General features: G+C 72.3%; 13 protein-coding genes. 4 read left to right on the forward strand and 9 right to left on the reverse strand.

Annotated features, from left to right (window positions below; all coding sequences use genetic code 11):
* Positions 1–71 precede the first annotated feature (71 nt).
* Positions 72–1049 carry a prolipoprotein diacylglyceryl transferase gene (gene lgt, locus ACIF83_RS21410; RefSeq protein ID WP_393466548.1) on the forward strand — a complete coding sequence of 326 codons (978 nt, stop codon included), beginning with the start codon at positions 72–74 and terminating at the stop codon, positions 1047–1049.
* A 68-nt stretch (positions 1050–1117) separates the two neighbouring features.
* Here lgt and ACIF83_RS21415 read toward each other — a convergent pair whose 3' ends face one another.
* The 7 genes from ACIF83_RS21415 to ACIF83_RS21445 are packed head-to-tail and all read right to left on the reverse strand — an operon-like array spanning position 1118 to position 8944.
* Positions 1118–1930 (reverse strand): HpcH/HpaI aldolase/citrate lyase family protein, encoded by an 813-nt coding sequence (locus tag ACIF83_RS21415; RefSeq protein WP_393466551.1) that lies wholly within the window; start codon positions 1928–1930, stop codon positions 1118–1120.
* Positions 1927–3183, reverse strand: a complete 1257-nt coding sequence (locus ACIF83_RS21420; protein WP_399728989.1) for a CaiB/BaiF CoA transferase family protein — start codon at positions 3181–3183, stop codon at positions 1927–1929. The genes ACIF83_RS21415 and ACIF83_RS21420 overlap by 4 nt, the downstream gene beginning before the upstream one ends.
* On the reverse strand, positions 3180–4073 hold the full coding sequence (gene rbsK, locus ACIF83_RS21425; RefSeq protein ID WP_399728992.1) for a ribokinase: 894 nt from the start codon (positions 4071–4073) through the stop codon (positions 3180–3182). Before rbsK ends, ACIF83_RS21420 begins: the two co-directional genes overlap by 4 nt.
* Entirely contained in the window at positions 4070–5437 is a 1368-nt protein-coding gene (locus ACIF83_RS21430) for an ADP-ribosylglycohydrolase family protein (RefSeq protein WP_393466560.1), read from the reverse strand. The genes rbsK and ACIF83_RS21430 overlap by 4 nt, the downstream gene beginning before the upstream one ends.
* Complete coding sequence (locus tag ACIF83_RS21435; RefSeq protein ID WP_393466563.1) at positions 5425–6600, reverse strand: ADP-ribosylglycohydrolase family protein; 1176 nt, start codon at positions 6598–6600, stop codon at positions 5425–5427. The genes ACIF83_RS21430 and ACIF83_RS21435 overlap by 13 nt, the downstream gene beginning before the upstream one ends.
* A gap of 8 nt (positions 6601–6608) precedes the next feature.
* Entirely contained in the window at positions 6609–7724 is a 1116-nt protein-coding gene (locus ACIF83_RS21440) for an ADP-ribosylglycohydrolase family protein (protein ID WP_398138531.1), read from the reverse strand.
* Positions 7721–8944 carry an ADP-ribosylglycohydrolase family protein gene (locus ACIF83_RS21445; protein WP_398138532.1) on the reverse strand — a complete coding sequence of 408 codons (1224 nt, stop codon included), beginning with the start codon at positions 8942–8944 and terminating at the stop codon, positions 7721–7723. The genes ACIF83_RS21440 and ACIF83_RS21445 overlap by 4 nt, the downstream gene beginning before the upstream one ends.
* Before the next feature lie 305 nt (positions 8945–9249).
* Between ACIF83_RS21445 and ACIF83_RS21450 the strand changes: the two genes are divergently transcribed.
* The 3 genes from ACIF83_RS21450 (at position 9250) to ACIF83_RS21460 (ending at position 16436) form a co-directional block, all read left to right on the forward strand.
* Positions 9250–9981: a VIT1/CCC1 transporter family protein gene (locus ACIF83_RS21450; RefSeq protein ID WP_393466572.1), complete on the forward strand. Its 732-nt coding sequence runs from the start codon at positions 9250–9252 to the stop codon at positions 9979–9981.
* Between the two features lie 406 nt (positions 9982–10387).
* Positions 10388–14980: a glutamate synthase large subunit gene (gene gltB, locus ACIF83_RS21455; protein ID WP_399728995.1), complete on the forward strand. Its 4593-nt coding sequence runs from the start codon at positions 10388–10390 to the stop codon at positions 14978–14980.
* Positions 14973–16436, forward strand: coding sequence for a glutamate synthase subunit beta (locus tag ACIF83_RS21460; protein ID WP_399728998.1), 1464 nt, complete (start codon positions 14973–14975; stop codon positions 16434–16436). Before gltB ends, ACIF83_RS21460 begins: the two co-directional genes overlap by 8 nt.
* A 98-nt stretch (positions 16437–16534) precedes the next feature.
* On the opposite strand, the gene ACIF83_RS21465 is transcribed toward ACIF83_RS21460, so the two are convergent.
* Together ACIF83_RS21465 and wecB are read right to left on the reverse strand one after the other, a co-directional pair.
* Positions 16535–17245 carry a calcium-binding protein gene (locus ACIF83_RS21465; RefSeq protein ID WP_398138534.1) on the reverse strand — a complete coding sequence of 237 codons (711 nt, stop codon included), beginning with the start codon at positions 17243–17245 and terminating at the stop codon, positions 16535–16537.
* Positions 17242–18405 (reverse strand): non-hydrolyzing UDP-N-acetylglucosamine 2-epimerase, encoded by a 1164-nt coding sequence (gene wecB / locus ACIF83_RS21470; protein WP_393466583.1) that lies wholly within the window; start codon positions 18403–18405, stop codon positions 17242–17244. Before wecB ends, ACIF83_RS21465 begins: the two co-directional genes overlap by 4 nt.
* Positions 18406–18431: the final 26 nt, after the last annotated feature.

Here is an 18431-nt window from a genome sequence, read left to right on the forward strand (position 1 = left end):
GTGCCCGTTATGGACCCGTAGCCGGGCTGCCTGCCGTCCTCGCGGCCCGGCACGGTAGCGTCGACCTTGCCATGGAACTTGCCTACATTCCCAGCCCGTCGCGCGGGGTCTGGAACCTCGGTCCGATCCCGCTGCGCGGCTACGCCTTCTGCATCATCATCGGCGTCTTCGTCGCCGTCTGGCTCGGCAACAAGCGCTGGATCGCCCGGGGCGGGCGAGCCGGCACGGTTGCCGACATCGCCGTCTGGGCCGTTCCCTTCGGCCTCGTCGGCGGCCGGCTCTACCACGTGATCACGGACTACGAGCTGTACTTCAGCCCGGGCCGTGACTGGGTGGACGCCTTCAAGGTGTGGGAGGGCGGCCTCGGCATCTGGGGCGCGATCGCGCTCGGTGCGGTGGGCGCGTGGATCGGCTGCCGGCGCCGGGGCATCCCGCTGCCCGCCTACGCCGACGCCATCGCCCCCGGCATCGCCCTCGCGCAGGCCATCGGCCGCTGGGGCAACTGGTTCAACCAGGAGCTGTACGGACGCGAGACCCATGTGCCGTGGGCGCTGCACATCACCTCCTCCGAGGGCGGCCGGGTGCCGGGCTACTACCACCCGACCTTCCTCTACGAGTCCCTGTGGTGCATCGGCGTCGCCCTCCTGGTCATCTGGGCCGACCGCCGCTTCCGGCTGGGTCACGGCCGGGCCTTCGCCCTGTACGTCGCCGCGTACTGCGTGGGCCGTGGCTGGATCGAGTACATGCGCGTCGACGACGCCCACCACATCCTGGGCCTCCGCCTCAACGACTGGACCGCGATCATCGTGTTCCTGCTGGCGGTGACGTACATCGTGGTGTCGGCGAAGAAGCGGCCGGGCCGCGAAGCGGTGGTGGAACCGGGTGCCTCCGACGGTCCGACCGAGGACGTCGCAGGTGCTGAGGCCGACGGTGAGGACGCCGACGCCGACGCCAAGGCCGAGGACAAGGCCGACGTCGAGGTCGAGGACAAGGCCGAGCCGGATGCCGTGGAGGCGAAGGACGAGCCGGAGTCGGCGAAGAAGAGCTGACGGCTGGTTGTAGACACCGAGGGCGCCCGGAATCTTCTGGGCGCCCTCAGTGCGTGCGGAAGGAAGTTTCAGTGCCTCCGCCCCAACGACAGAGTCCGCTGCGCTGCCGCCACCACCGCCGCGTCGACGAAGCGGCCGTCGGGCAGGGCCTGGGCGCCCTCGTTCGTCGCCGCAGCCTTGATGATCGTTTCCGCTGCCTCGATCTCCGCGGACGTCGGGAGATACGCCCGCTCGATCACCGGCAGCTGCCGCGGGTGGATCGCCGCGCGGCCCAGGAAGCCGAGGGTGCGGCCGCGGGCGCAGGAGGTGGCCAGGCCGTCCAGGTCGCGGATGTCGGGGTGGACGGACTGGGCCGGCGGTGCCAGGCCGGCCGCGCGGGCGGCGACGACCACCCGGGAGCGGGGCCAGTCGAGGCCCGCGTCGGCCCGTACGCCCAGGTCGGCCCGGAGGTCGGCCTCGCCGAGGGAGACGCCCCGCAGGGACGGGTGGGCGGTGGCGATGGCGTACGCGTGCTCGATGCCGAGAGCCGACTCCAGGAGGGCGTACAGGGGGACCGGAGTGGCCACGGCGACCTGCCTGATCTGACCCGGGGACGTCACCTTCGGGAGCCGTAGCCCGGACACGCCCGGCAGTGTGGCCAGCGCCGTCAGGTCGGCCGCCGCCCAGGGGCCGTCGAGGGCGTTGACGCGGACGTGGACCGGGACGGGCTGCGGCTCGCAAAGGCGCTCGGTCGTGGCCGCGCGGGCGTAGTCCTTGCGGTCGGGGGCGACCGCGTCCTCCAGGTCGATCACCACCACGTCGGCGCCCGCGGCCAGCGCCTTGGCCACGACGTGCGGGCGGTCGCCGGGGACGTAGAGCCAGGTCAGCGGGAACGGCGTCACAGGGCGCCCTCCTCGCGCAGGGCGCGCAGCTCGGCCGGGGCCAGGCCCAGCTCGGTGAGCACCGCGTCCGTGTCGGCGCCGTGCGGGCGGCCGGCCCAGCGGATCGCGCCGGGCGTGGCGGACAGCCGGAAGAGCACGTTCTGCATGCGCAGCGGGCCCAGCTCCGGGTCGGCGACGGTGGTGACCGTGTCCAGGGCCTGGTACTGGGGGTCTTCCAGGACGTCCCGGGCGTCCTGGACCGGGGCCGCCGCCGCGTCCGCCTTCTCGAAGGCCGCGAGGACCTCGGCGCGGGTGCGGGCCGCGATCCAGGAGCCGACCGCCTCGTCCAGGACGTCGGCGTGCGCGGCCCGGTCCGTGCCCGTGGCGAACCACGGCTCCTCGGTCAGCTCCGGGCGGCCCACCAGCCGCAGCACCCGCTCCGCCACCGACTGCGCGGAGGTGGAGACGGCGACCCAGCGGCCGTCGGCGGTGCGGTAGGTGTTGCGTGGGGCGTTGTTCGCGGACCGGTTGCCGGTGCGTTCCTGGACGTAGCCGAGCTGGTCGTACCAGGTGGGCTGGGGGCCCAGGACGGCGAGGATCGGCTCGATGATCGCCATGTCCACGACCTGCCCCACGCCGGTCCGGTCCCGCGCGGCCAGGGCCGTCAGCACGGAGTACGCGGTGGCCAGGCCCGTGACCGAGTCCGCGAGCCCGAACGGCGGGAGTGTCGGCGGTGCCTCCGGTTCGCCGGTGAGGGCCGCGAAGCCGCTCAGCGCCTCGGCGAGGGTGCCGAAGCCGGGACGGTGCGCGTACGGGCCGAACTGACCGAAGGCCGTGACCCGGGTGAGGATCAGCCGCGGGTTGGCGGCGGACAGCTCCGCCCAGCCCAGATCCCACTTCTCCAGGGTGCCGGGGCGGAAGTTCTCGATCACCACGTCGGCGGTGGCGGCGAGCCGGAGCAGCGTCGCGCGGCCGCCGGGCTTGGACAGGTCGAGGGTGATGGTGCGCTTGTTGCGGCCGAGCACCTTCCACCACAGGCCGACCCCGTGCTTCGCCGGGCCGTGCCCCCGGGACGGGTCGGGGCGGCCGGGATGCTCCACCTTGATCACCTCGGCGCCGAAGTCGCCGAGCAGGGTCGCGGCCATGGGGCCGGCGAAGAGGGTGGCCAGATCGAGGACCCGCAGGCCGTCGAGGGGCTGGATCCGCGGGGCCGTACTCGCGGCCGCGGTCGTGGTCGTGCTCGCCGTCGTGGTCGTGGTCGTGGTCGTACTCATGCCGTGCACTGCGCGTCGATCTCCGGGCGGTAGGGCATCGACGCCGACGCCCCCTCCCGCTGCACGGACAGGGCCGCGGCGGCGGCCGCCCAGGACAGGGCCTCCCGCACCGGCTTCTCCTCGGCGAGGGCCACCGCGAGCGCGCCGACGAAGGTGTCGCCCGCCCCCGTGGAGTCCACGGCCTTCACCGTGGGTGCGGGCACCACCAGGGGTTCGGCGCCCCGGGCCAGGTACAGGCTGCCGGTCGCGCCCAGGGTGACGACGACCTCCGGGACCAGGTCGAGCAGGGCGGCGGCCGCCTCCCGCGGGTCGGTGCGGCCGGTGAGGGTGACGGCCTCGTACTCGTTGGGGACCAACAGATCGATCGCGGCGAGGAGTTCGGGCGGCAGCGGCTGGGCGGGAGCCGGGGTGAGGATGGTACGGACGCCGTGCCGGCGGGCCGCCTGCGCGCCCGCGACGACCGCGGCCAGCGGGATCTCCAGCTGGAGCAGCAGGGCGTCGACGGAGGCGAGCACACCCTCGTCGCCGGGTGCGAGGTGGTCGACGGTGCCGTTCGCTCCGGGAATGACGACGATGGAGTTGCCGCCCTCGTCGTCCACCACGATGTGCGCGGTGCCGGACGGGCCCTCGACCGTGCGCAGGAAGTCGGTGTCCACACCGGAGTGTTCGAGGGTGTCGCGCAGACGCACCCCGAAGGCGTCGTTGCCGACCGCGCCGATCATCGAGACCGTGGCGCCGGCGCGGGCCGCGGCGATCGCCTGGTTGGCACCCTTGCCGCCGGGGATCGTACGGAACTCCCGTCCCGTCACGGTCTCGCCGCGCTGTGGAGCCTTGGTGACGTAGGTGACGAGGTCCATGTTGGTGCTGCCGAGGACGGCGATGTGGGTCATGGTCGGGTCGCCTCCAGGTGCGTGAGGTGGGCGAGGGTGTCGAAGCCGGTGCCGTCGAAGTCGGCGACGGAGGTGGCGAGCCGGTTCTTCAGCGGGGCCCGCCAGCGCTCGGGGAGCGCGCTCGGGGTGCCGGCGAGGAGGCCGGCGACGCTGCCGGCGGTCGCTCCGTTGGAGTCGGTGTCCCAGCCGCCGGACACGGCTCGGCAGACGGAGCCGGTGAAGTCGCCGTCCGCGTGGGTGAGGGCGGCGACGATCAGGGCGGTGTTGGGGATGGCGTGGACCCAGTGGTGGGTCGCGGAATAGGCGGAGTGGAGTTCGTCCACGACGTCGTCGAAGTCCCTGTGCGTCCTGGCCGTTCGCAGGGCGTGGTCGATCGCTCCAGCCAGGCGGGAGCGGGGTGGGACCACCGTGCGACCGGTGTGCAGACAGGCGTGGACGTCGTGGGTGCCGGTCGCCGCCGCCGCGAGGGTGGCGGCCGTGAACATCGCCGCGTAGACGCCGTTCGCGGTGTGCGTGAGGCGCGCGTCGCGGTGGGCCTGTTCGGCGGCGGCCGCGGGGTCGCCCGGGTTGGTCCAGCCGTGCACGTCGGCGCGGATCAGGGCGCCGATCCATTCACGGAACGGGTTGCGGTGGCGGGCTGTGTGCGGGGGTTCGATTCCGGTGAGGAGGTTGCGGAAGGCGATGCGCTCGGCGGTGAAGGTGCGGCCGGGCGGGAGTTCGTCGAGCCAGAGCTGTGCCACGTCGGCGGCGCTGAAGGTCCGTCCGTGGCGCTCGAGCAGGAGCAGGTTGAGGAGGGGGTAGTTGAGGTCGTCGTCCTCGGGCATGCCGTCGATGTTCTCGGCGAGGGAGGTCGCGGCGGAGCGGCGGTTCCAGGGGTACCGGGCGAGCAGGTCTTCGGGGACGCCCTTCGCGGTGAACCAGGTGGACAGCGGCCAGTTGCCGGCGGAGCGGGCGAGGGCGCGGATGCCGTCCAGGGGCAGCTTCTCGACGGGCTTGCCGAGGAGGCAGCCGATGGCCCGGCCCAGCCAGGATGCTTCGAGGGCGAGGGGGGTGAGGGTGGGCGTGGGGCGTCCGGAGAGTTCGGGCCAGTCCGGGCACAGTGCCTTGATGCGGGCCAGGTCCGTCGGCTCGTCGTCTGTCAACCTGCTGGGCAGGTCGGCTAGTTCGTCCAGCAGGTCTTCCGCCAGCAGCCGTAGGTATCGCGATGCCGGTCGCGGTGAGGCTCCGGCGCGCTCCGGCGGCTCCAGGCCGCCCGCCGCCCGCCATCTCGCCTCGATCCTCGACGGTTCCCGGCCGTCCAGGCGGGCCTGGTGGAGTTCGTGGCCCAGGAGGTCCTCCGGCTGGACCCAGGTCAGGCGGAGCATGCCGTGCCTCCGAGCGCCGCGAAGGCCTGCTCGTGTGCACGCCGGCGGCGCACGTCCCGTGCGAAGACCTCGCGGGTGACCGCGGCCAGGGTGCGGGCCGGCTCCCACAGGTCCAGGCGGCTCGCCTCCGCCACCGTCTTCGCCCAGTCCTCCGGGACCGGGGAGCCCAGGGCGCCCGCGAGTGCGCCGGCCATGGTGGCGGTCGAGTCGCAGTCGCGGCCGTAGTTGACCGCGCCCAGGACCGCCTGGCGGTAGTCGCCGCCGGAGACCAGCAACATGCCGAGAGCGATGGGGAGTTCCTCGATGGAGTGCAGCCGGGAGGGCCGGCGGGCGCCGAGCGAGGGGGCGCGGTAGTCGGGGCCGACCGTGTCGTACGGGGCCACCGCCTCCCGGAGGGGGACCAGGGCCGATTCGAAGTCGCCGTGGTCGCGCGCCACGTCGCAGACCTTCTCGATCGCCGTGCGCGTGCCGTCCTTCGCCAGGGACAGACAGGCGGTCACGACCGAGTCCGGGGTCGCACCCGGCGCGGTGGCGGCGGCGACGGCCGCGGCGAAGACTCCGGCGGCCTCGCGGCCGTACGACGACTGGTGCGCACCCGCGACGTCCAGCGCCTCGGCGTAGGCCCCGGCCGGGTCGGCCGCGTTGACCAGGCCGACGGGGGCCATGTACATCGCCGCACCGCAGTTGACGATGTTGCCGACGCCCGCTTCCCGGGGGTCCACGTGGCCGTAGGCCAGCCGTGCCACGAGCCACTTCTCGGCGAGGAAGACGCGGTGGAGCGGCAGCGCCTCGGCCTCCAGCTCCGGGATCCAGCGCGGGTTGGTCATCAGGTCCGGGACCAGGTGGTCGGCGACGGCGTACGCGTCGAGGTGGTCGCGGACGCGGTCGTAGACCCTGACCAGCGCGTGGGTCATCAAAGTGTCGTCGGTGACGTGGCCGTCGCCCTTGTGGTACGGGGCGATGGGGCGGGCGGTGCGCCAGTCGTCGCCGTGCCAGGGGCCGACGATGCCGTGGACCCGGCCGCCGTGGCGGTCGGTGATCTGGTCGGGGGAGTAGCCCTCGACGGGGCCGCCGAGCGCGTCGCCGACGGCGGCTCCGACCAGGGCTCCGGTGATCCGCTCGTCCAGACCGGGCCCGCGGTTTTCTTCTCCTATGGGCGTCATGTCCCGAATCATCCTCCTGGTCGGGCCCGTTGTGCGGCTTCCAGGAGTCCGGCGAGTTCCACCAGGTCGGTGCCGGTGAGGCGGGGGAGGGCACAGCCGGAGAGGATGCGGCAGGCGTCGCGCCAGCTGGCCGGGACGGCCGCGCCGCCGCCCAGGGCGCCGGTGAGCGCGCCCGCGAGGGCGGGGGCGGAGTCGGCGACCCGGGACAGACAGGCGGCGGCGGGGACGGCCTCGGCGAGGCGGCCCCGGGCGGCCGTGGCGAGGGCCAGGGCGACGGGGACGGTCTCGGCGGCGGCGATGCCGTAGCTGTAGACGTGGTCGACGATCTGATGTTCGAGGAGGGGGACGAGGGCGAACGCCGACTCGCCGTCCTCGGCCAGGGCGAGGGCGTGGCGGGTGTTGCGGCCGATCTCCGTCGTCGCGGGGAGTTCGGCGAGCGCGGCTGTCACGCAGGTGTCCGGGTCCGCTCCGGTGAGGGCGAGCGCGAGGGCCGCCGCCATAGCACGGGCGCCGTGCACGCCGTCGCCGTCCTGGGTGTAGCGGGCGTCGAACTCGGCGAGGTCGGCGGCGCGTTGGGGGTCGCCGGGGTGGGCCACCGCGAGGACGCAGGCGCGGACGCAGGCGGCGTCGTCGAAGTAGTGCGGGTTGTCGTGGCCGGTGGCGGGCGGGCGCAGGCCGGCGGCGAGGTTGCCGAGGCCGGCGCGGACGGAGATGCGGGCGCGCAGGGGCAGTACGGCGGACTCGATCTCGGGGGCGCGGTCCGCCGCCGCGGCGACCTCGGCGGCGACGGCGGTCCAGGTGAGGTCGATGGCGGCGCGCATACGGCGTTCCCGGCTGAGGTCGCCGAGCACGTCGTCGTCGCCGGCCCGCAGGACCGCCTCCGCGGCGAACGCCGCCCACTCGGCGTCGTCGGAGGGGCCGAGGCGCAGGGGTTCCGGCGGCTGGTTGAGCGCGATCGGCACGGGCAGGGTGGTGGTGGCGTTCTGCTCGGCGAAGGTGTCCAGTTCGCGGGTCAGGCGGCGGGTCCACTCGGGCATCCTGGCGGCTCGGTGCCGGGCGGCCGGCCAGCCGGCGGCGTCGCCCGCGGCCAGGCCCAGCAGGAGTCCCTCGATCCGGCGCGTCACGGCTGGGCCTCGCTGTCCTGGTGTGCGGAGTTGGCCGCACCCACCAGGGGGTTCCGACCCCTGGCCCCCCGGACCTCCGCCCACCCATCACCCGACTCGGCCGGCTGGCAAGTGGCCGGGAGGGGGGCGGGGGGCTCGGTCGGCCGAGAAGCCATCGGCTCATGCCCCCGAACGCCCACCGGCAGAAAGTCCGGCTGTACCACCCCCGCCCCCCACTTCCCGCCCTCCCCCGGCACCAGCAGCTCCGCCACGTCCAGGACGTGATGGCCGGCCATGGAGGGCAGGCAGCGGCCCCGTACCGGGCCGATGGCCGATGCCCACTGAGGGGGGATCGCCGAGACGCCCTGGGTCGCGCCCGACAGGGCGCCCGCCACCGCCGCCGTCGTGTCCGCGTCGCGGCCCATGTTGACCGCCGTGAGGACCGCCTCCCGGAAGTCGCCGTCCGCCGCCGCGTACGCGCCGAAGGCGAGGGCGACCGCCTCGGGGGCCAGGTCGGTCCAGGGGTAGCCGCCGATGACCACAGCGGAGCGGACCGCGCGTTCGCCGCGGTGGGCCACGGTCACCGCGCGCCGCAGCGAGCGAGCCGTCCAGGAGTCCTCGGGGACGACGGCGAGCGCCGAGGCGATCACCACCGCGGGCGAGGCGCCCGCCATCGCCGCCGCCACTCCCGCCGCGACCGCCTGGCCGCCGTAGATGCCCTCGCCCTCGTGGCTGACCAGGCCGTCGATCGCCACCAGACGGGCCGCTTCGGCGGGGCGGCCCGCCGCGAAGACGCCGAAGGGCGCCGCCCGCATCGCCAGGCCGTCGCTCCAGGCGTGCCGGTGCTGGGCGGAGATGGGCGCCGCGAGGCCGCGGCGGAGGTTCTCCAGCGTGCCCCGCTCGCTGAAGCCCGCGCCGCGGAAGGAGCCCTCGGCCCGGTCGGCGATCCACTCGTGCCAGGCGGCCTCGACATGGGCGGGGGTGAGTGCCGAGCCGTGCCGGGCCAGCAGCAGCCCCGAGAAGATCGCGTACTCGGTGTCGTCGGTGCCGCACGGCTCCTCGGTGACGTACCCCGTGATGCGGCCCCAGCGGGCGCGGATCTCGGAGGGCTTCAGGTTCTCCGCGGGCGCTCCGAGCGCGTCTCCGACGGCCAGGCCGAGCAGGGCGCCGCGGGCCCGTTCGCGCAGTCCGGTGGCGTCCCCGGGCGCCGGGGCCGGGGGAGTGCAGGCGATCGATGCCATGGGCGGCCTCTCCTTCACGGGACCACGGCGGAGCCACAGCGGGGCCGCGTCGGGACCTCAAGGGGGTCACGGGGACCTTTGCGGATGTCTCCCACGGGAGGGGTGCGCGTGAGCCTCGGCGCGCCCTGTGTCACCCAGTCGGCATCTGAGCACTAATCAGCACGGATGAGCGAACGACGGTAAAACCGCAGGTTAGCCCAGCCTTTCCTTGCTGGCGGCGATGAAATTATCGGCGTACGTTCAGTATTGTCGAAAAGTAGAACTCATCCAAAGTTAGCTTTGGCTAATCTTCCTGGGGGACCCGCATGGCCATCATCGAAACCGAGGCGGCGCTGCACGAGGCGCACCGAGACAACCACACGCACCGGGACGTGAACGGCGGTTGGCTGCGCCCCGCCGTCTTCGGTGCCATGGATGGCCTGGTCTCCAACCTCGCTCTGCTGACCGGTGTGGCCGGTGGTTCCGTCGGTCACCAGACGATCGTCATCACCGGGCTCGCCGGCCTCGCCGCCGGCGCCTTCTCCATGGCGGCCGGCGAGTACACCTCCGTCGCCTCGCAGCGCGAACTCGTCGAGGCCGAACTCGATGTCGAGCGTCGCGAACTGCGCAAGCACCCGCAGGACGAGGAGGCCGAGCTGGCGGCGCTCTACGTGGCCCGTGGGGTGGAGCCGGAGCTGGCCCGCGAGGTCGCCCGGCAGCTGTCCAGGGATCCCGAGCAGGCCCTGGAGATCCACGCCCGCGAGGAGCTGGGCATCGACCCCGGCGACCTGCCGTCGCCGCTGGTCGCGGCCGTGTCGTCCTTCGGGTCGTTCGCGCTCGGTGCCCTGCTGCCCGTGCTGCCGTTCCTGCTGGGTGCGGCCGCCCTCTGGCCCGCCGTGCTCCTCGCGCTCGCCGGGCTCTTCGGCTGTGGTGCCGTGGTGGCCAGGGTGACCGCGCGTACCTGGTGGTACAGCGGCCTCAGGCAGCTCGCGCTGGGCGGTGCGGCGGCCGGTGTGACATACGCCCTGGGCAGCCTGTTCGGAACGGCCGTAGGATAGTGCGACCGCTACCTATGCGTTGGGCCGCATAAGTAGCCGTTACTTGCTGGTTTCGAATGCTTAACCACCGGGCATGAGCCGTAAGCGCTGTGGGCAATGACGCCTGCGGCGCACTCGCGGGAGGAGCGACGGCGCTCCACCCGCCCCCCTTCGGACCGACGGACGCCGATCTGATCGATCTTGTCCCGCTCGGTCCCCCCATACTCTCCGCCGCTCGTGTGCGGCGCTGCCGTGACCCCGCGGCACCTGCCGTAAACCCGGGCGGCGTCCGCATGCTGGAACGGGGTATCCGGTTCCCGAGAACCGCTCCATCATGTAACCTGCACGAAATTTAGCCACATCCGCAGAGGGCCAACGTCGTCCCTCGGCACCTGCCACATGCCACATGACGACGACGGGAGAGCCGATGCGTACGCCGCGCCAGCCGTCCCAGCATTCCGCGAATGGCCAGAACTGGTCCTTCATGGATGCTCGCCCTGCTGCGCAGGGTATGTACGACCCCCGCAACGAGCGCGACGCCTGCGGCGTCGGCTTCGTGGCCACCCTCACCGGTGAGGCGAGCCATGCGCTGGTCGAGCAGGCGCTGACTGTCCTGCGCAACCTCGAGCACCGCGGCGCCACCGGTTCCGAGCCCGACTCCGGTGACGGCGCCGGCATCCTCTCCCAGGTGCCCGACGCCTTCTTCCGTGAGGTGGCCGGATTCGACCTTCCCGCAGCGGGCTCGTATGCCGTAGGCATCGCCTTCCTGCCGGGTGAGGGGACCCAGGACGCCGTCTCGCAGATCGAGACGATCGCGGCCGACGAGGGCCTGACCGTCCTCGGCTGGCGCGAGGTCCCGGTCGCACCGGAACTGCTGGGCGCCACCGCCCGGTCCACCATGCCGGTCTTCCGGCAGGTCTTCGTCGCCGACGGCGCCAGCGAGGGCATCGCGCTGGACCGCAAGGCCTTCGTGCTGCGCAAGCGCGCCGAGCGGGAGGTCGGTGTCTACTTCCCGTCCCTGTCCGCCCGCACGATCGTCTACAAGGGCATGCTGACCACCGGCCAGCTTGAGCCCTTCTTCCCGGACCTGTCCGACCGCCGCTTCGCCTCGGCCGTCGCGCTCGTCCACTCGCGCTTCTCCACGAACACCTTCCCGTCGTGGCCGCTCGCGCACCCCTACCGCTTCGTCGCCCACAACGGTGAGATCAACACCGTCAAGGGCAACCGCAACTGGATGCGCGCCCGCGAGTCCCAGCTGGTCTCGGACCTCTTCGGGGACAAGGGCCTGGAGCGGATCTTCCCGGTCTGTACGCCGGACGCCTCCGACTCCGCCTCCTTCGACGAGGTGCTCGAGCTGCTCCACCTCGGCGGCCGCTCGCTCCCGCACTCCGTGCTGATGATGATCCCGGAGGCGTGGGAGAACCACGACTCCATGGAGGCGGACCGGCGCGCCTTCTACGGCTTCCACTCCACGATGATGGAGCCCTGGGACGGCCCCGCCTGCGTCACCTTCACCGACGGCACCCAGGTCGGCGCCGTGCTCGACCGCAACGGTCTGCGCCCCGGCCGCTACTGGGTCACCGACGACGGCCTCGTCGTCCTCGGCTCCGAGGTCGGCGTCCTCGACATCGACCCGGCCAAGGTCGTCCGCAAGGGCCGCCTGCAGCCCGGCAAGATGTTCCTCGTCGACACCGTCGAGCACCGCATCATCGAGGACGACGAGATCAAGGCGTCCCTCGCCGCCGAGCAGCCGTACGCCGAGTGGCTGGAGGCCGGTGAGATCGAGCTGGGCGACCTGCCCGAGCGCGAGCACATCGTCCACACCCACGCCTCGGTCACCCGCCGCCAGCAGACCTTCGGCTACACCGAGGAAGAGCTGCGCGTCATCCTCGCGCCGATGGCCAAGGCCGGCGCCGAGCCGATCGGCTCGATGGGCACCGACTCGCCGATCGCCGCCCTCTCCGAGCGCCCGCGGCTGCTCTTCGACTACTTCACCCAGCTGTTCGCGCAGGTCACGAACCCGCCGCTGGACGCGATCCGCGAGGAGCTGGTCACCTCCCTGCGCAGCTCGCTGGGCCCGCAGGGCAACCTGCTCGACCCGACCGCCGCCTCCTGTCGCTCCGTCGTGCTGCCCTTCCCGGTCATCGACAACGACGAGCTGGCCAAGCTCATCCACATCAACGCCGACGGCGACATGCCCGGCTTCAAGGCCGCGACCCTCTCCGGCCTGTACCGGGTCTCCGGCGGCGGTGACGCCCTCGCCGCGCGCATCGAGGAGATCTGCGCCGAGGCCGACGCGGCCATCGAGAACGGCGCCCGCCTGATCGTCCTCTCGGACCGGCACTCGGACGCCGAGCACGCGCCGATCCCGTCGCTGCTGCTCACCGCGGCCGTCCACCACCACCTCATCCGCACCAAGCAGCGCACCCACGTGGGCCTGCTGGTCGAGGCCGGCGACGTCCGCGAGGTCCACCACGTCGCGCTGCTGATCGGCTTCGGCGCCGCGGCCGTGAACCCGTACCTGGCGATGGAGTCCGTCGAGGACCTGGTCCGCGCGGGCACCTTCCTGTCGGACATAGAGCCCGAGAAGGCCATCCGCAACCTGATCTACGCCCTCGGCAAGGGCGTCCTGAAGGTCATGTCCAAGATGGGCATCTCGACGGTCGCCTCCTACCGCGGCGCCCAGGTCTTCGAGGCCGTCGGCCTGGAGGACGCCTTCGTCGAGAAGTACTTCAACGGCACCGCCAGCAAGATCGGCGGCGTGGGCATCGACGTCATCGCCAAGGAGGTCGCCGCCCGCCACGCCAAGGCCTACCCGGCCTCCGGCATCGCCCCGGCGCACCGCGCGCTGGAGATCGGCGGCGAGTACCAGTGGCGCCGTGAGGGCGAGCCGCACCTGTTCGACCCGGAGACGGTCTTCCGCCTGCAGCACTCCACGCGCTCCGGCCGGTACGACATCTTCAAGAAGTACACCGAGCGGGTGAACGAGCAGTCCGAGCGTCTGATGACGCTGCGCGGCCTGTTCGGCTTCAAGTCCGGCCGCCAGCCGATCTCCATCGACGAGGTCGAGCCGGCGAGCGAGATCGTCAAGCGGTTCTCGACCGGCGCCATGTCGTACGGCTCCATCTCCAAGGAGGCGCACGAGACCCTCGCCATCGCCATGAACCAGCTGGGCGGCAAGTCCAACACCGGTGAGGGCGGCGAGGACCCGGAGCGCCTGTACGACCCGGCGCGCCGGTCCAGCATCAAGCAGGTCGCCTCCGGCCGCTTCGGTGTGACCTCCGAGTACCTGGTCAACGCGGACGACATCCAGATCAAGATGGCCCAGGGCGCCAAGCCCGGCGAGGGCGGCCAGCTGCCCGGCCACAAGGTCTACCCGTGGGTCGCGAAGACGCGTCACTCGACGCCGGGCGTGGGCCTCATCTCCCCGCCGCCGCACCACGACATCTACTCGATCGAGGACCTGGCCCAGCTGATCCACGACCTCAAGAACGCCAACCCGGCCGCACGTATCCACGTGAAGCTGGTGTCGGAGGTCGGCGTCGGCACGGTCGCGGCCGGTGTGTCCAAGGCGCACGCCGACGTGGTCCTCATCTCGGGTCACGACGGCGGTACCGGTGCCTCCCCGCTGACCTCGCTCAAGCACGCGGGCGGTCCCTGGGAGCTGGGCCTGGCCGAGACGCAGCAGACGCTGCTGCTCAACGGCCTGCGCGACCGGATCGTGGTCCAGACGGACGGCCAGCTGAAGACCGGCCGTGACGTGGTCATCGCCGCGCTGCTCGGCGCCGAGGAGTTCGGTTTCGCGACCGCCCCGCTCGTCGTCTCCGGTTGCGTGATGATGCGCGTCTGCCACCTGGACACCTGCCCGGTCGGCATCGCCACCCAGAACCCGACCCTGCGCGACCGTTTCACCGGCAAGGCCGAGTACGTGGTGAACTTCTTCCAGTTCATCGCCGAGGAGGTCCGCGAGATCCTCGCCGAACTGGGCTTCCGCTCCATCGAGGAGGCCGTCGGCCACGCCGAGGCGCTCGACGTCGCCCGTGCCGTCGACCACTGGAAGGCGCAGGGCCTGAACCTGGAGCCGCTGTTCCACGTGCCGTCGCTGCCCGAGGGCGCGGTGCGTCACCAGATCGTCGAGCAGGACCACGGCCTGGAGAAGGCCCTGGACAACGAGCTGATCAAGCTGGCCGCGGACGCGCTCGCCGCCTCGGACGCCACCGAGGCACAGCCGGTGCGCGCCCAGGTCGCCATCCGCAACATCAACCGCACGGTCGGCACCATGCTCGGCCACGAGGTGACGAAGAAGTTCGGTGGCGCGGGCCTGCCCGACGACACCATCGACATCACCTTCACCGGCTCCGCCGGCCAGTCCTTCGGGGCGTTCCTGCCGCGCGGCATCACGCTGCGCCTGGAGGGCGACGCCAACGACTACGTCGGCAAGGGCCTCTCCGGCGGCCGCGTCGTCGTCCGCCCGGACCGCGCGGCCGACCACCTCGCCGAGTACTCGACCATCGCGGGCAACACCATCGCCTACGGCGCCACCGGCGGCGAGCTGTTCCTGCGCGGCCGTACCGGCGAGCGGTTCTGCGTCCGCAACTCCGGCGCGCTGGTCGTCTCCGAGGGCGTGGGCGACCACGGCTGCGAGTACATGACCGGTGGTCGCGCGGTGGTCCTCGGCCCGACCGGCCGCAACTTCGCGGCGGGCATGTCCGGCGGTATCGCGTACGTCATCGACCTCGACCGCGACAACGTCAACGTCGGCAACGTCGGCGCGGTCGAGACGCTGGACGACTCGGACAAGCAGTGGCTGCACGACGTGGTGCGCCGCCACGCCGAGGAGAGCGGCTCGACGGTCGCCGAGAAGCTGCTGGCCGACTGGGACGTGGCCGTGGCACGGTTCAGCAAGATCATCCCCAGCACGTACAAGGCAGTGCTCGCCGCCAAGGACGCCGCCGAGCGAGCCGGTCTCTCCGAGACCGAGATCACCGAGAAGATGATGGAGGCGGCGATCAATGGCTGACCCGAAGGGCTTCCTGAACCACGGCCGTGAGGTCGCCAAGACCCGCCCCGTCACCGAGCGCGTCAAGGACTGGAACGAGGTCTACGTCCCGGGCTCCCTGCTGCCGATCATCAGCAAGCAGGCCAGCCGGTGCATGGACTGCGGCATCCCGTTCTGCCACAACGGCTGTCCGCTGGGGAACCTGATCCCCGAGTGGAACGACTACGCCTACCGCGAGGACTGGGCGGCCGCCCAGGAGCGCCTGCACGCGACCAACAACTTCCCGGAGTTCACCGGTCGTCTCTGCCCGGCCCCCTGCGAGTCGGCGTGCGTGCTCGGCATCAACCAGGCGCCGGTCACCATCAAGAACGTCGAGGTCTCGATCATCGACAAGGCGTGGGAGACCGGGGACGTCGCCCCGCAGATCCCCGAGCGCCTGTCCGGCAAGACGGTCGCGGTCATCGGCTCGGGCCCGGCGGGCCTCGCCGCCGCCCAGCAGCTGACCCGGGCCGGCCACACGGTCGCCGTCTACGAGCGCGCGGACCGCATCGGAGGCCTCCTCCGGTACGGCATCCCCGAGTTCAAGATGGAGAAGCGGCACATCAACCGCCGCATCGAGCAGATGCGCGCGGAGGGCACCCGCTTCCGCACCGGCATCGAGATCGGCCGCGACCTCAAGGCGACCGACCTGAAGAAGCGGTACGACGCGATCGTGATCGCCGCCGGCGCCACGACCGCCCGTGACCTGCCGGTGCCGGGCCGCGAGCTCAAGGGCATCTACCAGGCGATGGAGTACCTGCCGCTGGCCAACAAGGTGCAGGAGGGCGACTACGTCACCGCGCCGATCTCGGCCGAGGGCAAGCACGTCGTCGTCATCGGCGGTGGCGACACCGGCGCCGACTGCGTGGGCACCGCCCACCGCCAGGGCGCGGCCTCCGTCACCCAGCTGGAGATCATGCCCCGCCCGAACGACGAGCGGCACCCGACCAGCCAGCCCTGGCCGACCTTCCCGATGCTCTACAAGGTCACCTCGGCGCACGAGGAGGGCGGCGAGCGGGTCTACTCCGTCTCGACGACCCACTTCGAGGGCGACGAGGACGGCAACGTGCAGTGGCTGCACCTGACCGAGGTCGAGTTCGTCGACGGCAGGCTGACCCCGAAGCCGGGCACCGAGCGCAAGATCCCGGCCCAGCTGGTCACCCTCGCCATGGGCTTCACCGGCACCGACCGGGAGAACGGCCTGGTGGAGCAGTTCGGCCTGGCCCTCGACGAGCGCGGTAACATCGCTCGCGACGCCGACTTCCAGACCAACCTGCCGGGCGTGTTCGTCGCCGGTGACGCCGGCCGCGGCCAGTCCCTCATCGTGTGGGCGATCGCGGAGGGCCGCTCGGCCGCCCGCGGTGTCGACCGGCACCTGACCGGAGCCAGCGACCTGCCGGCCCCGATCCGCCCGACGGACCGCTCGCTGATGGTCTGACGGCTGCGCGGAAGAACGTCCCGTACAACGGCGTACGGAACACTGGTGGCGCCTGCCCCACAGTCCCCGACCGGACGTGGGCAGGCGTCGCCGCCTTTTCAGCGCGAACTCGCCTTCAGACCCTGGAACTTCACGGTCGCGTCCTCGGTGTAGGCGCCCACCCTGCCCTCGGTGTAAGGCCGTTCGGTGTCGACGAAGGTCACCAGGTGCTTGCCGCCCACCCCGACGGTGAGGTTCCCGCCGTTCTGCTCCACCCGGACCGTGTACCAGACGCCCACCGGGTACACCGTCCGCCCGGTCGCCAGGAAGCGCTGGCCCCCCGGATAGGCCGGATCCCGCTTTCCCAGCTCCCAGCCGTTCGGCTTGAGGGTGACGTAGTAGAAGTGCTCCGGATCGGTGTACGCCCAGACCAGCCACGGCACTTCCCACGGATTCGGGTCGGGATCGCGCAGCTGCCGCACCGTCCGCATCCGTGCCTCGTACCGCACGTCCGTGTAGGAGGCGGTGCTCACCACCAGGCCCGCGTGTGTGGTGCCGGGATCCTCCGCGGGCCTGGGGGAGAGCGACAGGGAGTCGTCGTCGCCCAGGTTGGTGCCGTGGCCGTTGAACACCGAGAGCCAGCGGCCGTGGATCGTGCCGTCGATCCACGGTTCGGGCGGCGGTGCGGTGTCGCCCCGGCACTGGGTCAGGGTGACCGTCAGGAGCACGGCCAGTGTGATCGCCAGTGCCAGGGCGGTGAGCAGACGACCCCTGCGCCCCTGCGGGACCGGCGGGATCCGGCGGCGGGGGCGCAGGAGCGATGACGTCATGCCGCAGAGTATGGCCCGGACGCGGTGAGGCCGACCGGAACTTCGGCGGCGAAGTCCTCGGCCAGTTGGGCGAGTACGCGCCCGGCGGCCTGTCCGTCCCCGAACGGGTTGCCCGCGGTCGCCATCCGCCGGTACTCCACCGGGTCGTCCAGCAGCCGCTCGGCCCAGGTCACGATGGCGTCCGGATCCGTGCCGATCAGCCGGGCCGCGCCGGCCTCGACCGCCTCCGGGCGCTCGGTGGTCGTGCGCAGCACCAGCGCGGGCTTGCTCAGGCTCGGGGCCTCCTCCTGGATGCCGCCGGAGTCGGTGAGCACCAGGTCGCACTCGGCCAGCGTGGCCGCGAAGTCCAGGTAGTCGAGCGGTTCGACGAGCGAGATGCCGGCGTGGCCGTCGAGTTCGGGCAGCAGCGCGTCCCGTACGGCGGGGCTCTTGTGCAGCGGCAGCACGATCTCCACGTCCCCGCGCCCGGCGAGCCGGGTGAGCGCACGGCCCATGCCGCGCATCCGCTCGCCCTGGTTCTCCCGGCGGTGCAGAGTCACCAGGACCCGCCGGGCGCCGGTGCGGAACGCGGAGGTGCCGGTGCCCTCGGCCAGCACCCACAGCAGGTTGTCGATGACGGTGTTGCCGGTGGTGAACACCTGCTCCGCCGGGACGCCTTCGTCGATCAGATGCCGTGCCGCGCGCGCGGTCGGGGCGAAGTGCCAGCGGGCCATGCGTCCGATGAGGCTGCGGTTGAGCTCCTCCGGGAACGGGTTGTCGATGACTCCGGTGCGCAGCCCCGCCTCGACGTGGGCGACCGGGATCTTCTCGTAGAACGCGGCCAGGGCCCCGGCCAGCGCGGTCGTGGTGTCCCCCTGCACCACGATCAGGTCCGGCCGCTGCTCCCGCATGGCCTCGCCGAGCTCCCCGACCAGGCGGGCGGTCAGCTCGGACAGCTGCTGCCGGCTGCGCATCACGTCGAGCGCGATCCGTACGTCGACGCAGAGCAGGCCGAGCATCTGGTGGAGCATCTCGCGGTGCTGGCCGGTGGTGACGACGATCGGCTCGAACTGCTCGCTGTCGGCCATGGCCCGCGCCACCGGCGCCAGCTTGATCGCTTCCGGCCGGGTGCCCAGCACGAGCATGGCGCGTACGGGCAGGGTTGACGGAGGTGTGGACATGGAAGGCCCCCCTAGGGCATGCGCGA

The sequence above is a fragment of the Streptomyces sp. NPDC085866 genome (assembly GCF_044541035.1).
Lineage (GTDB): Bacteria > Actinomycetota > Actinomycetes > Streptomycetales > Streptomycetaceae > Streptomyces.

Excerpts from the sequence above, each read along its gene's own strand:
- lgt (WP_393466548.1), top strand. The coding sequence starts at position 72 with ATGGAACTTGCCTACATTCCCAGCCCGTCGCGCGGGGTCTGGAACCTC.
- ACIF83_RS21420 (WP_399728989.1), bottom strand. The coding sequence starts at position 3,183 with ATGAGTACGACCACGACCACGACCACGACGGCGAGCACGACCACGACC.
- rbsK (WP_399728992.1), bottom strand. The coding sequence starts at position 4,073 with ATGACCCACATCGCCGTCCTCGGCAGCACCAACATGGACCTCGTCACC.
- ACIF83_RS21430 (WP_393466560.1), bottom strand. The coding sequence starts at position 5,437 with ATGCTCCGCCTGACCTGGGTCCAGCCGGAGGACCTCCTGGGCCACGAA.
- ACIF83_RS21435 (WP_393466563.1), bottom strand. The coding sequence starts at position 6,600 with ATGACGCCCATAGGAGAAGAAAACCGCGGGCCCGGTCTGGACGAGCGG.
- ACIF83_RS21445 (WP_398138532.1), bottom strand. The coding sequence starts at position 8,944 with ATGGCATCGATCGCCTGCACTCCCCCGGCCCCGGCGCCCGGGGACGCC.
- ACIF83_RS21450 (WP_393466572.1), top strand. The coding sequence starts at position 9,250 with ATGGCCATCATCGAAACCGAGGCGGCGCTGCACGAGGCGCACCGAGAC.
- gltB (WP_399728995.1), top strand. The coding sequence starts at position 10,388 with ATGCGTACGCCGCGCCAGCCGTCCCAGCATTCCGCGAATGGCCAGAAC.
- ACIF83_RS21460 (WP_399728998.1), top strand. The coding sequence starts at position 14,973 with ATGGCTGACCCGAAGGGCTTCCTGAACCACGGCCGTGAGGTCGCCAAG.
- ACIF83_RS21465 (WP_398138534.1), bottom strand. The coding sequence starts at position 17,245 with ATGACGTCATCGCTCCTGCGCCCCCGCCGCCGGATCCCGCCGGTCCCG.
- wecB (WP_393466583.1), bottom strand. The coding sequence starts at position 18,405 with ATGTCCACACCTCCGTCAACCCTGCCCGTACGCGCCATGCTCGTGCTG.